The following is a 13,316-nucleotide window of genomic DNA, read 5'->3' on the forward strand; positions in this document are numbered from 1 at the left end:
ATGTTGGACACCTACCTCTTCTGTTTAGGATCAAGCACGTCTCTGAGGCCGTCACCGAATATATTAATGGCAATGACCGTGGCGAATATCGACAGACCCGGCGGAATCCACAGCCAAGGGCGATTCTGGAAATCGATCATATTATTCGCAGCATCAATCATGTTCCCCCATGTCGGCGTCGGCGGCATAACCCCCAAGCCGAAAAAGCTGAGTACGGATTCGCTGAGAATCGCTCCGCCGATGTTAAGCGTCGCCATCACGATCAGCAGTGGAACGATGTTCGGAAGCAGATGGTTGAACAGCTTTCGGCGGTCGCTAAGCCCCAGCACTACCGCAGCCTGCATGAATTCGCGTTCCCGCAGGCTGAGCATTTGGCCTCTCACCATCCGTGCCAGACCCGGCCAGTTCACGATACTCAGCATAAGCATAACAATATACATCCGGTAGTCCGTCGGAATCTTCCATTCCGACAGCAGCGCACCGAAGATGAACAGCAGCGGCAGACTGGGAATCGTCATCAGCAGATCCGCAATACGCATAATGATCTGATCGGCAATTCCGCGGTAATAACCGGCTATTGCCCCCAGAAGGGCGCCGAGAAATACCGACAATACCATCGAAGCAAGTCCGACTGTAAGCGAGATGCGTCCGGCCTGCATCACCCGCGTCAGTATATCGCGGCCCAGCGCATCCGTTCCCAGCCAATGCTTGAGATTTGGTGCTTTATTCATCATGGCCATATTGATTTTGTTATCTGTATACGGCGAGAACAAAGGTCCGATAAAACAAAGAACAAACATAAATACAACGACTACAAAACCGGATACCGCCAGCTTGTTATGAAGCAGTCTCCGTATGGATTGCCGGAACAGTGAAGATTTCTGGACCTTGGCTGCAGGCCTGTGAAGCTCGTTTAAAGTACTGTTAGCTGCCACAATGTCATCCCCCCTCTATAACCGGACACGCGGATCGGCAACCCGGTACAAAATATCCGAGAGCAGCGTTCCAATCACGGTCAGAATGGCAAGCAGCATCGTAAAGCCCATCAGCAGAGGATAATCCCTCAGCCCGAAGGACTTCATATACAGTTGGCCGATGCCCGGCCAGTTGAAGATCTGCTCGATAATAATCGACCCGCCGAACAGCGCCGGAAGCTCGAAGCCGACGAGCGTAATGGCCGGCAGCAGCGCATTTCTCAGCGCATGGGTGAACAGTACCTTCCGCTCCTTTAAGCCCTTGGCCCGGGCTGTGCGGATATAATCCTGTTTCAGGACATCTATCATATTGCTGCGGAAATACCGGGTTAGTGAGCCCAGCCCAAGCAAGGTCATCACTATAACCGGCAGCGTCATATGACGCACAACATCTTTGAGATATGCCATGCCGGCAGCATTGCTGCCTGTAGTCGTCATTCCGCCAGGCGGCAGCCATTTGAAGTCAACCGCCAGTATTTTAATCAGGAATAGGCCGATAAAAAAAGACGGAAGCGACATCGCCGCGAATATCGCAATCATCACCAGCGTATCAAACCAGGAGTATTGCTTATAGGCAGAAATCACTCCGATAATAACTGCGATAACCCAGGTCAGAAAGGTCGATACCGCCGCCAGCAAAAAAGAATTCCAGATATAGTCGTTGAACAGCTGAAGCACCGGCTTCTGCTGGGCGAGCGAATATCCGAAATCCCCGTGCAGTGCATTTTTCATCCATATGCCGTAACGTTCAAGCACCGGTTTGTTCAGGCCGTAGATCTCCCGCAGCTCCGCCTTGCGTTCTGCAGTCAGCTTGATATTCCCGGTGATAAAGTCCCCCGGCGTAGTAGCATAAAGACAAAAAATGAGCAGTGATGCCGCAAACAGAATGATGAATATATACAGCAGTCTTTTTGTCAGATAAGTACTCATGATTGGCTCCTTATGGATTCGTCCCCTGCCGTTGCATACCGGCAGGGAACGAACAGTTAATTATTGCAGAGTCCAGTCCGGCAGGCTGCCGGCAAGCCCGATGAATGGGCTAACCGTAAGATTCTGGATGCGGCCGTTATAGGCGTACACTGTCTTTTTGTAGCTGGTGAAAATGATCGGAAGTTCATCATTTAACAGCTGGTAGAGCTCTTTGTAAACTGCTTTACGCTTTTCGATATCGGTAGTGGCCAGTGCTTTATTGTACAGCTCCAGGAATTTCGGATTTTCGTAATCGGTAATTTCACCGTCGAAGAATTGCATGAATCCGTCAGCCGGATCGGTTAGCATAGATGTGGAGAAGGATACGAGATCATAATCCCCGCCTTCCACCTTCGAAACCAGCGAGTTAAAGTCTGCGAAAATTTCCGGTTGGAACTCAATGCCCAGCGCTTCAAAGTTCTCTTTGGCTACAGCAATAAAGATGTCGGTGTTTTTACTCTTGGAGCCCAGATAGTGAATGCTGAGCGGTTTGCCGGCTTTTTCGCGGATACCGTTCGCACCTACAGTCCAACCGGCCTCATCCAGCAGCTGTTTGGCTTTTTCCGGATCATATTTATAAGGATTGATGCCCTCTTCCGTATAGGACCAGGAGATCGGCGAGGCCGGAATATTGGCAATGGAGCCTGCACCCTGGGCAGCGTCCACGTAAATACTCTGACGATCAAGGCCGTAGACTATCGCCTGTCTCACCAGCTTATCCTTAAGCTGCTCGTGCTTCAGGTTAACCTGCATGTAGCCGTAAGTGCTCGGTGTATACGGAATGATATTCACATACCCGAGTCCCTTCAGCTTTTCGATATTTTCTTCTGTGGCACTGAAGGAAGCATAGTCGACTTCTCCTGTCTCCAGGAACTGCCAAACGTCGCCCTCAGAGGTTTTGTAAATGAAATGTTCAGTCTTTGGTTTGCCTTTGAAGTAGTTCTCGTTAGCCACCAGCCGAACTTCTTGCCCGGGGATGAATTTCTCCAGCTTGTAAGGACCGTCGCCAAGCGGTTTCTCATGCAGCTTCTTGATGTACTCCAGCTCGCCGAATTTGTAGTCCTTGCCATAATAGGCTTTCGACAACACATTGGAGCCTAGTACCACAAGTGCCGTAGCATTTGGCTGCTCCAGCGTTACCGAGATCGTCTGCGGGTCAATGACCTTAATACCTTCGATGCTCTTGGCAGTACCTTCTTTGTAAGCCTTGCCGCCCTTCACATTAAGTGAAGGCAGCGAGGACCCGCCGTCATAGCTCTTGTCATATTGAATCGTCCAGGTAAAAGCCACATCCTCCGCAGTGAGCGGCGAGCCGTCGCTGAATTTCAGGTCTTTGTGCAAATGGAAGGTGTATGTAAGCTGATCCTCCGACACATCCCAGCTTTCGGCAAGCTCCGGAGCAGGAACACCTTTGTCATCTACCGTTACCAGTGAAGCATAGAGCAGAGAAGCAACATTGCCGTCATAACCGCTCTCATGAAAATAAGGTGTAAACGCGCCGCTGGGGTCGGTGAGTCCGACGATTATCGTATCCTTACGGTTCTGGGCAACTGCAGGCAGCTTCGACAAGTCAGTTGCCGTGAAAGGCTCGCTGAGTGCGCCACCCGGCACTGGTGCCGGTGAAGTTGAAGCTGCCGCTTCGGTTCCGCCAGTATCTGCGGTGACCGTTGCCGGGGTAACTACACCTTCAGAGTTGTTCGCACTGCCGTTGTCCGAGCAGGCCGACAGCAGCAGTGAACCTGCTATCAGTAAGGTGGACAATAAAATCGTACTTTTTCTCACAAAATCATCTCTTTTCTCTCCATTTTATAAAAACTGATAATTCCTACCTACTAAGTATGATTAATGACCGATAGTTCACATTATAGAAAGTAAACTCTGTTCTGTAAAGAGAGAACATAAAAAAAATTCTCCACAAACAGAATTCACTGACGTTTTTTCCGGTACAAAAAAAGCCAAAGCTTCTCTTCAGCAGAGAATACCTTGGCTTTGTAAAAGGATTATAGGGTGTTCTTGGTTCAACTCAAATATTTAAAAAGCTGCTCATTCATCCGGTGAATCCCCTCCAGACGAAGGCTGTATGCGGTGACATTCTCCCCTTCAATGTAGGCATGAAGCAGACCGGCACACCGGAGGCTGAAAATATGATCATGTACGATCCCTTTGGAGATGCCCGCTTGCTTTACGATTTCCGTGAACGTTTTGCGTTCTCCGCCGACCGATTGAAGAATCTTCAGCCGGCTTTTTTCACCCAGACTGCGTAGAGTCCTGTACATGAAGGGTGATATTTCCTCATCTGTGACCATAATTCTCGCTGCATAATGACAAATGGTCAAAGTGCCGAAGTTGTAAATAATGTTGACAGGCTGAAAATGAAACTGCGGGATTAGCACCAGCCTGCGCAGTCCTCCCCCCGGCAAGAAATAGAAACCATTGGTTGTCTTGTTGACAAAATCGGAAATATTATTTGTCTTGAGTTCCCGGTTCCGTTCCATCGTATGCTCCTGCAGCTTGGCGAGGATAGCGGGATCACTGGTGCTGAAGTATTGCCGGTTCCATTCGGTTAACAGGTAGGTCATCCGGCTGCGGAACTGCTCCATCTGGACAGGAAACACACTGACATGCCCGGCAAGGGTTTCGTATATTTCACCGACCGACAGACTTTCCAGCCAGTTCAGCGCACTCTCCACATTTTGCTTGGCCGGACATAAATAGATCAGCAGGTTCAGCAGCTTCCAGTCATTCCCAAGATCTGTTTCTTCCAGTGCACTAAGAAGCTCTTGACTAAGCTTGCCTGCGACTTCGGCTGCCCACGGGGTACCCAGATCAATTTTTTTATTGGATTTCTTGCAGATAAACGTATGTATGCTGTTTACTAATTCATAAACCGGCTCAAACTGAACCTCTATCTCGTATTCCATGGGCTTTCCTCCTGATGCAACTTCTATTCGTTACAGCGTTAGTGTCTTAATCTTAGGGCATGAAGCAGCGTAAGTGCAAGTCATTCCACATCCCCTTCCAGCTGGTGTTAAGTTCTTCCATGAAAACAGGAAGTCATTATGTACAGTTCTCGCTTTTTCCAAATCAGGGTAGTAAAATAAAGGCATTACATTTAGGCAGGAGTGAAGAATATGGAACTGATTGAACAAGGAGAAGGACGTTTCTATATTGCAGGCGACGGTAAGGACCTTGCCGAGATTACATACAGACTGGAAGAGGCTACAGGAACACTGGTCATTGACCATACCTACGTCTCTGAGGATCTGCGCGGTCAAGGTGCCGGTGAAAAACTTGTACGGGCAGTTGTGGACAAGGCCCGTGAAGAGGATTTGAAGATTGTCCCCGTGTGCTCTTATGCTGCGCATCAATTCAAAAAACATGAAGAGTACTCGGATGTACTCAGCGGAGACGGAAACCGGTCTTAAGACCATGCCCGTTTCCTTAAATACTATGAATCTATGGGAGCTAAAGCTTCATCGCTGAACGCTCACAACCTTAGGAGGAAACGGTTTGACTACAGCTGACACTTTAAAAGATATAGAAGAATTGCAGCAGCGCTGCGAGCAATACGAGGGAATCTCCCTCAAATTGAATTGGGATATGCTGCGGCTGCCTTCAGCGGCCGGCGGAACGGAATGGCTGGTAACCTACGAAGAGGAGCTGCTGGTCGGCTTCATCGGACTATACAGTTTCGGCAGCGAAATGGAAATATGCGGCATGGTCCGCCCGGGCTACCGCCGCCGCGGAATCTTCACCTCCCTTTGGATGCAGGCCCAGAGCATTAGTAAGCAGAAAAAGGTTGCCACCCTGCTGCTGAATGCTCCCGCCAATTCAGCTTCGGGTTCGGCATTCCTGCAGACATTGCCGCTGGTCTTCAATCATGCCGAATACCAGATGAAATGGGATGGAAGCACTTTGCCGCAAGGCTCCGGAGAAGCCAGTTCTGCTGCCGGAACCGTGGTGCTGCGGCCCGCACGCGAGGAAGAGGAATCCATCCTCATTAAGCTGGACAGCGGCGGCTTTGACATGTCGGAAGAGGACGCGGCCGAAGCTTATGAAATGTATAAACATGAAGGGCTGCAGGAGCATATCATCATTGAAATGAATGGACAGCCTGCCGGTAAGATGCGGCTGTCCACGGAGGATAACGAAACCTGGATTTACGGATTTACAGTCGACCAGAAGCTGCGCGGACTCGGTATCGGACGCAGTGCACTGCTGCAGACCATCGAGCGGGAGCGGCGCAATTATAACAGTGTGAATCTGGAGGTTTCACTGGACAATCCCAATGCGCTCAAGTTATACGAGAGCTGCGGATTCGTAATTCTTAACAAGCAGGATTACTACCGGTATACCGGCTGAATTCTCTGCCTCTCTAGAGCAGCACAATAGTACAACATACAGCAGCCCCTTGTCGCTTGGCACCCTTCGCCAGCAGCAAGGGGCTTTCTTGATTGCCGGTGGGTCCAGCTCCTTATGTTACCTGCAGGTTCCTATATGACTTCAAAGTGCGTACTATTCATCCCTCTTCCCGCGATCCATACTTGGGGTGTATCCAATACACAGAGAGAGGACAATGAATATGAATTCAAAAGAACATACACCGCAAAAAACAGCCCTCGTTGTTGGAGCAGGCGGCGTGATTGGACGCAATCTGATCGAACATCTCATTACGCTGCCCGAATGGGACATTATCGGCGTATCACGCCGGGGTGGCGAGAATACTAAGCGCATCCGCTACATTTCCGCCGATTTGCTCGATACCTTGGACGTCCGCCAAAAGTTAGGCAGCCTTTCGGAAGTGACACATATTTTTTACGCAGCTTATCAGGATAAGCCCACCTGGGCGGAGCTTGTCCCCCCAAACCTCGCCATGCTGGTTAACGTAGTAGATGTCATTGAGCCGGTAGCCCATGCTCTGCAGCATATCAGTCTTATGCAGGGCTATAAAGTATATGGCGCTCACCTTGGGCCCTTTAAAACGCCTGCCAGAGAAACCGATCCCAATCATATGCCGCCGGAATTCAATATTGACCAGCAGAACTTTCTTGAAGAGCGGCAGCAAGGGAAAAGATGGACCTGGTCGGCACTGCGGCCTTCCGTCGTCGGCGGATTCGCACTTGGCAATCCTATGAATCTTGCCCTCGTTATTGCCATATATGCCTCCATGTCGAAGGAGCTTGGGTTGCCTTTGCGTTTTCCCGGTAAACCTGGGGCCTATCATAGCTTGCTCGAAATGACTGACGCAGGGCTGCTGGCGAAAGCGACCGTATGGGCGGCAACCGATACGCGCTGTGCTAATCAGGCTTTTAATATTACGAACGGCGACCTGTTCCGCTGGAGTGAGATGTGGCCCAAAATCGCCGCGTATTTTAATCTTGAAACGGCTCCGCCTCTTCAGATGTCGCTGTCTGTAGTCATGGAGGACAAGGAGACACTGTGGAATAACATGGTAGAGAAGTACGGCTTGGAAAAAAACAGCTATCAGAGCGTATCATCCTGGGCATTCGGGGACTTTGTCTTCTCCTGGGATTACGATTTTTTTGCAGACGGTACTAAAGCACGCCGCTTGGGCTTCCATGAGTTCGTAGAAACGGAGAGTATGTTCATGAATATTTTTGACGGGCTCCGAAGAGCCAAGGTTATCCCTTAAGCAATACACTTGTATATATGCTTCCTTTTTTTTAAGAGAAACGACCGGTCCCTGTTTCAGAGGCCGGCCGTTTTATCATTCCACTCACGTTCAGACAATACAATAGCCCGATCACCGTACACCCGTTCAATGTGCGTATCGCCCCATTTGCACAGAAGGTGAAGAATTGCTTTTAGACTCCAGCCATATTCCGTCAGCTCGTACTCTACTCTCGGTGGAACCACATTATAAGAAGTCCGTTTTAGGACTCCGTCCTCTTCCAATTCCCTCAGCTGCTGCGTTAGCACCTTCTGCGTAATAGCAGGCATCAGGCCCATCAGTTCCCCATTGCGTTTCTTGCCAAACGTAAGAAAGAATAGAATCACCGGCTTCCACTTGCCTCCGATCACTTCAAGCGTCGCTTCCACTGCGGTGTTATAGGTTTTAATTGTTTCCGGCATTGGCTGGAACACCTCCATGCCCTTAACCATATCTTCATGTCCCCTGCTTGGCAACCCTATCGCGCTCCGGGAAGGATGGATAGTCCACTTCGTTACGGATTACATTAACCCGTATCTTCCGAAAGATTCCTCACATTTCTCGTTCCTGCGCGCTCCGTATTTTAATGCAGGATAGGCCATGGCTTCGCCCTCCAGGAATACAGACAACAATCGCACATAATCAAGTGATTCGCCAAGCGGTACACCTGCTCCGTCAAAGATATGCCGGCGGCCGTCAAGCAAAGAATATATTTCAATGGTTTCAGCTGGTTCTCCATAAGCCTTATGGCAGAACACATTAGCCATGTGCAGAAACCCGGTGATCACATCCTCATTTCCGTTCACCATAAATTTCTGGATATTCAAGCAGCGTCCATGTATTGCGGAATTCCAGGCCAGTTGAAAAATCATCGCCAGGTCAATCTCCAGCTCCGGTACCGGAACATGCCACTGCTCATAGAGCATCACCGGCACCTCGCGAGTATGATTCCCGGAGACAATGCGCATCAGCTCGTCAGCCACCGCCGTTTTGATATCCCAATAGTGCATTAGCGAAGGAAAAGCTGTTCCTTTGGGCGGCCAGCGCCGCTCCAGCAGAAATTGGATAGGCGTCTCCCTGCGCACCTCTGGCTGCAGACTGTAGAAATCGTTAAGGGTATGCCCTACTGCATACTGGACTTGCTGCCTCCAGCGCGGAAGCCCTGTAGCCGCAGCCCCTCCAGTAGGATCCTCGGCACCGCCCAGCATGATATGCTCCATGCGGAAATCGTTAAGCCGGCTGTAGCCTGCGTCCGGCACTTCCCTTCTTCCCGCCACCTGATATCCTGCCGCGCCGCCCATTCTTAAGAAACCGCCGCGCAGGTTTCGATAAATTGACGACCGAAATTCCGGCAGGCCTCTTTCTCGGCAGCGTTCGGACCGTATTCAATCTTCAAGCTTTCCTGAACAATCTCTGCGCCGCGTTCCTTGAGTTTCTCCTCAATCTGATTTACGGCTCCGCAATAGATTTCATATCCGGTGTCCCCGCTTCCGAAGGTAGCTGCCTTATAAGCCGTCAGATCCAGATCATCCATCTCCTCATAAAAATCTAAAAATTCATCAGGCAACTCACCGTCACCCCAGGTATAGGCACCAAGCAGCACGCCCTCATAAGCTTTTATCTCATCCGCATTGCAGTCAGTGACCGATTTCAGAACGGCCTCTCCGCCTGCCTGGCGTATTCCTTCCACAATCAGCTCAGCAATCTCTTCCGTATTGCCGGTCAAGCTGGCATATGCCACGAGCACCTTAGCCATGAATCTGATCCTCCCCAAGGTAAACATTAAATTTAAACCAACTTTTACTAACCTCATTTTATTTGATAATGATTATCATTGTCAACACATAAAAACACGAACACTGACCGGGAGTCCGGTTGATGTTCGCGTTCATCGTCGATTCTGTATTATCGAGGTTTGCTATAACTTAATATGCTCCTTCAAGCAAGGTAATGCTATTGCCGTCAGGATCGCGGAAATTCATTTCCTTACCCCCGTATTCCATTGTAACCGGCGGTTGGCAATCCAATCCTCTTGCCTTGAGCGTTTCATAGGTCTCATCCAGATTGCTGCAGGAGAACACCAGATTGACTGCTCCTGTCGTCAGCTTATCCCATTTATTCTCATCCCAGATAATGATGCCCGGCTGACTCTTGTCAAAGCCAATCTTCGCCCCGTCAGAGTTGCCATAGCCTTCAAACGGTACGGGAATCCCCAGCACCTCTGCATAAAATGCCGCCAAGGCTGCAGTATCCTTGCTGTACAAATTGATGCCTTCAAAAGCAGAAATCATAGTATATCCCTCTCATTCTCATCATTTGGTTAGCGGCGCATTGGCCATCTGACAACAGTATACCTGGTGACCGTCCCCGCTGTATTGCAAAAAAACGACATGTTAATTTCGTGCATAGGCCAGAGCTTCAAGCGGCGTTCTGCCGGCAAATCTCTTGAAATTATTATTCAGATGGGACTGATGGCTGTAGCCGTAGCTATATACAACATCCTGAATATTTCTATTCTGCGGGGGTGTGCGGTATAGATCCAGCCATACATTCTGAAAGCGCACAAGATCGGCTGTTTTTTTGGGCGAAATCCCGATATATTCACGAAACAGCCTTTCGAGCTGCCGGCTGCTAAACCCCGAATTCCCTTCCAGTGCAGCGGTGGAAATGACACCTTTGGACTTCACGATAGCATACACAGCATTCAGCATGCCGTCATTGCTGTGCCGGGTCTTCTCCAGCTGACGCAGCAGATAAGCTTCCACCAAGGCGATCCGTTCTGCTACAGTACGGGTCCCCGGCAGCTTGTCCCCCAGTTCGCTGCGGAAGGAACCGAAATATTGGTCCACTCCGGTATGAATATTCAGGACCTCCCTGAGATGGTCATCGGCGAACAAGTGCACGGCCCAGAAATGGAAGCGGATGGCGAAGCGGACTTTTCCCGTATCGTCGTGAACTTGTCCGGCTTCAAAAGGCGTATCGTTAATCCCGCAAAAAATCCCGCCTGACTCTCCCGTCTGCTCATCCCACTCCCAAATGATGTCCATGCAGCTGTCCGGTATAACAATTTCTCCCCCAAGGGAGGGGACCGAAGGATCATTAAGCTGTTTCTCCGGCTCTCCGCTGTATGTTTCCTCCAGAGTCGAAGAACCCCAGAAGCAGCGGATATAAGGGCGCAGCGCCTTGCAGGGAAGAATCTCCCCTGCCCCTTTCGGATTCGCCGTAATCGGATAATACAGCTCCGACAGATTGTACATGAAGCTGCTGCCCCCTTCTGTGCTTGTTCAACTTCCGATAAACATTACTTAACCTGATCATACACAATCACTATCAGAAACGCTACAATAACGGCCGTCAGCACCCCTCCGGGAAGCAGATAGTTTCTTGTCATTTGTTGGCCTAACCCGCTGTTATATTTGGAATTATTATACGCACATCCCCAAATGGGCAAAATGAGAAGAGTCGCAGCTTTGTTACCTTTTTGTTTGTAGGGCCCAGGCTAAATGTTGTACAATAAAGGCTAAATGAATTTTTTGAAGGATGGATTAAATATGTATATAGCAGGCGATTGGAAAGACTACGAAGTTATTGATACCGGAGGCGGAGAAAAGCTGGAACGCTGGGGCGATATTATTCTGCGCCGCCCGGACCCGCAAATCATTTGGCCGCTCGCGAACGAGACGGCGAAGTGGCGGGATGTGCACGGACATTATCACCGCAGCTCGGCAGGCGGCGGACAATGGGAAATGAAGAAAACCATTCCGGACGACTGGAAAATCAGCTACGGCAAGCTGAAATTCCACCTGCGTCCGACAAACTTCAAGCATACTGGCCTGTTCCCTGAGCAAGCGGCCAACTGGCGCTGGATGATGGACAAGATCGCTGAGGCGAACCGTCCGATCTCTGTGCTCAACCTGTTCGCTTACACCGGTGGGGCTACAGTGGCTGCAGCGAGCGCCGGAGCTTCGGTAGTCCATGTGGATGCGGCCAAAGGCATGGTCCAATGGGCGAAGGAAAATGTGGCCCTGTCCGGCCTTGCCGAACGTCCGGTCCGCTATATTACCGATGATGTCTTCAAATTTGTACAGCGCGAACAGCGCCGCGGCAGCAAATACGATGCAATCATTATGGACCCGCCTTCCTATGGCCGGGGACCCGGCGGTGAAATGTGGAAGCTTGAAGCGAGTCTGTACCCGTTCCTGGAGAGCTGCATGCAAATCATGAGCGACAGACCTTTGTTCATGCTCATTAACTCCTATACGACAGGCATTTCTCCAACCGTTCTGCGCAATATGCTCTCGATGACGATGGGCAAACGGTACGGCGGCAAGCTGACCTCCGGCGAAATCGGACTGCCGATTACTTCCTCCGGGATGAACCTGCCTTGCGGAATTTTGGGCCGCTGGGAGGCGTAAACCATGACTGCACACAATTCCGGTACAGCCGGAGTGGCCGGGGAGGGAAATTCCCGCTTTGAAGTTCTGTACGAGGACAATCACCTTCTCGGCATCGTGAAGCCCGTAAATATCCCCGTACAGGAGGATGCTACTGGCGATGCAGACTTGTTGAGCCTGCTTAAGGAAGATATGAAGGAACGCTTTAACAAGCCCGGTAATGTGTACATGGGGCTCGTTCACCGGCTGGATCGTCCAGTCGGAGGTGCGATGATCTTCGCCAAGACATCCAAAGCCGCTTCACGGCTGTCCGAAAGCGTCCGTACCCACAGCTTCCATAAAGTCTACCTGACCGTGGTGCACGGCCAACCTCCGGCCTCCCAGGGCCGTCTGATCAATACCTTGCTCAAGGATGCCAAGAGCAATACAGTTACCATTGTCCGCAAAGGAACACCGGGCGGCAAAGAGGCCATTCTGGATTATACGGTGCTGGGCAGCGCGGAGGGCTATACTCTGCTGAAGATAGACCTGCTTACCGGACGTTCGCATCAGATCCGAGTGCAGCTTGCCGGAATCGGCTGTCCCTTGTTCGGGGATCAGAAATACGGTTCGGCGGTGAACAGACCGGGGCAGCAAATTGCCCTCTGGTCCGCGCTGGTCGGCTTTCCGCATCCGGTTACCAAAGAAGAAATCGAGCTTATCTCGCTGCCGCCGCAGACTTTCCCCTGGAATCTGTGGCCCCGGCATTTGCAAAAACAGGCCATCCGTTAACGGATGGCCTCAGATTGTCGAGAAACCCAGGTCATTTTTATGACTGTGGGTTTCTTTTTACGTTCAGGCAGAGGTGAAGTGGGGAAAAGGAGGGGGTTACCCCCGCTTTTCCAGGCGATCCAGGTGGATCGCTATCTTTTTCATGTTCTGCACGGAAGCCGTCATCAGTGCTTGTTCCCTGACGTTTGGAAGTCCGCGCAAACGGCAATAGCGAAACCCATGGAGCTCTTTAGCATCCGCGAAGCTTCGCTCTATTGTCTCTTTTCGTTTGCGGTATAACTTCTTGCCGGACGTGCTTAGCCGGTTTTTACGGACCCATTCTTTGCTGTCCTCCCACACGTGCCTCGTCACCACTTTTCGATGATTTCGGGACTGTGTACATTGCTCCAGCAACGGGCAACTTTTGCAATGTTCCGGATCGGAAGCGTACTGCCGGTAACCCTTGCGGTCTGTGGTTCGGTATTTCAGTTCGTGACTCGCTGGACAAACATATAGATTACGTTCGGCATCAAAGGTAAACTTCCACTTCGGAAACAA

At 50.5% G+C, this 13,316-nt stretch carries 15 protein-coding genes; 5 read left to right on the plus strand and 10 right to left on the minus strand.

Translation table 11 applies throughout. The annotated features are described in order from the left end of the window. Nucleotides 1-11: 11 nt before the first annotated feature. From opp4C to AC3WT9_RS30990, 4 genes are all read right to left on the minus strand, one after another. On the minus strand, nt 12-872 hold the full coding sequence (opp4C, locus tag AC3WT9_RS30975) for an oligopeptide ABC transporter permease (RefSeq protein ID WP_379144776.1): 861 nt from the start codon (nt 870-872) through the stop codon (nt 12-14). A 78-nt stretch (nt 873-950) separates the two neighbouring features. Further along, on the minus strand, nt 951-1,904 hold the full coding sequence (locus AC3WT9_RS30980) for an ABC transporter permease (RefSeq protein WP_038594276.1): 954 nt from the start codon (nt 1,902-1,904) through the stop codon (nt 951-953). Nucleotides 1,905-1,964: 60 nt separating this feature from the next. Further along, complete coding sequence (locus tag AC3WT9_RS30985) at nt 1,965-3,725, minus strand: ABC transporter substrate-binding protein (protein WP_341379108.1); 1,761 nt, start codon at nt 3,723-3,725, stop codon at nt 1,965-1,967. Between the two features lie 236 nt (nt 3,726-3,961). After that, nucleotides 3,962-4,864 carry an ArsR/SmtB family transcription factor gene (locus tag AC3WT9_RS30990; RefSeq protein ID WP_341379109.1) on the minus strand — a complete coding sequence of 301 codons (903 nt, stop codon included), beginning with the start codon at nt 4,862-4,864 and terminating at the stop codon, nt 3,962-3,964. Nucleotides 4,865-5,074: 210 nt separating this feature from the next. On the opposite strand from AC3WT9_RS30990, the gene AC3WT9_RS30995 reads away from it, so the two are divergent. The 3 genes from AC3WT9_RS30995 to AC3WT9_RS31005 all read left to right on the plus strand — a co-directional run bounded on the left by AC3WT9_RS30995 (nt 5,075) and on the right by AC3WT9_RS31005 (nt 7,596). Beyond that, nucleotides 5,075-5,368, plus strand: a complete 294-nt coding sequence (locus tag AC3WT9_RS30995; RefSeq protein WP_038594285.1) for a GNAT family N-acetyltransferase — start codon at nt 5,075-5,077, stop codon at nt 5,366-5,368. 85 nt (nt 5,369-5,453) lie between these two features. Next, nucleotides 5,454-6,305 (plus strand): GNAT family N-acetyltransferase, encoded by an 852-nt coding sequence (locus AC3WT9_RS31000; RefSeq protein ID WP_341379111.1) that lies wholly within the window; start codon nt 5,454-5,456, stop codon nt 6,303-6,305. 220 nt (nt 6,306-6,525) lie between these two features. Beyond that, nucleotides 6,526-7,596: an SDR family oxidoreductase gene (locus AC3WT9_RS31005; RefSeq protein ID WP_341379113.1), complete on the plus strand. Its 1,071-nt coding sequence runs from the start codon at nt 6,526-6,528 to the stop codon at nt 7,594-7,596. A gap of 56 nt (nt 7,597-7,652) precedes the next feature. On the opposite strand, the gene AC3WT9_RS31010 is transcribed toward AC3WT9_RS31005, so the two are convergent. The 5 genes from AC3WT9_RS31010 to AC3WT9_RS31030 form a co-directional block, all read right to left on the minus strand. Next, complete coding sequence (locus tag AC3WT9_RS31010) at nt 7,653-8,036, minus strand: winged helix-turn-helix transcriptional regulator (protein WP_341097722.1); 384 nt, start codon at nt 8,034-8,036, stop codon at nt 7,653-7,655. Between the two features lie 99 nt (nt 8,037-8,135). Beyond that, the gene (locus AC3WT9_RS31015; RefSeq protein WP_492408623.1) at nt 8,136-8,891 is read right to left on the minus strand and encodes a hypothetical protein; all 756 of its coding nucleotides are present in this window, start codon (nt 8,889-8,891) and stop codon (nt 8,136-8,138) included. A gap of 26 nt (nt 8,892-8,917) precedes the next feature. Next, nucleotides 8,918-9,370, minus strand: a complete 453-nt coding sequence (locus AC3WT9_RS31020; protein WP_341379115.1) for a flavodoxin — start codon at nt 9,368-9,370, stop codon at nt 8,918-8,920. Between the two features lie 169 nt (nt 9,371-9,539). Beyond that, nucleotides 9,540-9,905: a VOC family protein gene (locus AC3WT9_RS31025; protein ID WP_038594299.1), complete on the minus strand. Its 366-nt coding sequence runs from the start codon at nt 9,903-9,905 to the stop codon at nt 9,540-9,542. Nucleotides 9,906-10,007: 102 nt separating this feature from the next. Continuing rightward, nucleotides 10,008-10,871: a helix-turn-helix domain-containing protein gene (locus AC3WT9_RS31030; protein ID WP_341094390.1), complete on the minus strand. Its 864-nt coding sequence runs from the start codon at nt 10,869-10,871 to the stop codon at nt 10,008-10,010. A gap of 294 nt (nt 10,872-11,165) precedes the next feature. On the opposite strand from AC3WT9_RS31030, the gene AC3WT9_RS31035 reads away from it, so the two are divergent. Then, nucleotides 11,166-12,029 carry a class I SAM-dependent methyltransferase gene (locus AC3WT9_RS31035; protein WP_076109786.1) on the plus strand — a complete coding sequence of 288 codons (864 nt, stop codon included), beginning with the start codon at nt 11,166-11,168 and terminating at the stop codon, nt 12,027-12,029. A gap of 3 nt (nt 12,030-12,032) precedes the next feature. After that, a complete protein-coding gene (locus AC3WT9_RS31040; protein WP_341379116.1) occupies nt 12,033-12,779 on the plus strand; it encodes an RluA family pseudouridine synthase in 747 nt (248 codons plus the stop codon). A 96-nt stretch (nt 12,780-12,875) separates the two neighbouring features. On the opposite strand, the gene AC3WT9_RS31045 is transcribed toward AC3WT9_RS31040, so the two are convergent. After that, a partial coding sequence (locus tag AC3WT9_RS31045) for a transposase (protein WP_492408627.1) occupies nt 12,876-13,316 on the minus strand: 441 nt, incomplete at its 5' end.

Source organism: Paenibacillus sp. EB106-06-01-XG199, from assembly GCF_058791575.1.

What these genes read in the sequence shown, in the direction of transcription:
- AC3WT9_RS30980 (WP_038594276.1), bottom strand. Translation starts at nt 1,904, where the DNA reads ATGAGTACTTATCTGACAAAAAGACTGCTGTATATATTCATCATTCTG.
- AC3WT9_RS30990 (WP_341379109.1), bottom strand. Translation starts at nt 4,864, where the DNA reads ATGGAATACGAGATAGAGGTTCAGTTTGAGCCGGTTTATGAATTAGTA.
- AC3WT9_RS30995 (WP_038594285.1), top strand. Translation starts at nt 5,075, where the DNA reads ATGGAACTGATTGAACAAGGAGAAGGACGTTTCTATATTGCAGGCGAC.
- AC3WT9_RS31005 (WP_341379113.1), top strand. Translation starts at nt 6,526, where the DNA reads ATGAATTCAAAAGAACATACACCGCAAAAAACAGCCCTCGTTGTTGGA.
- AC3WT9_RS31010 (WP_341097722.1), bottom strand. Translation starts at nt 8,036, where the DNA reads ATGCCGGAAACAATTAAAACCTATAACACCGCAGTGGAAGCGACGCTT.
- AC3WT9_RS31020 (WP_341379115.1), bottom strand. Translation starts at nt 9,370, where the DNA reads ATGGCTAAGGTGCTCGTGGCATATGCCAGCTTGACCGGCAATACGGAA.
- AC3WT9_RS31025 (WP_038594299.1), bottom strand. Translation starts at nt 9,905, where the DNA reads ATGATTTCTGCTTTTGAAGGCATCAATTTGTACAGCAAGGATACTGCA.
- AC3WT9_RS31030 (WP_341094390.1), bottom strand. Translation starts at nt 10,871, where the DNA reads ATGTACAATCTGTCGGAGCTGTATTATCCGATTACGGCGAATCCGAAA.
- AC3WT9_RS31035 (WP_076109786.1), top strand. Translation starts at nt 11,166, where the DNA reads ATGTATATAGCAGGCGATTGGAAAGACTACGAAGTTATTGATACCGGA.
- AC3WT9_RS31040 (WP_341379116.1), top strand. Translation starts at nt 12,033, where the DNA reads ATGACTGCACACAATTCCGGTACAGCCGGAGTGGCCGGGGAGGGAAAT.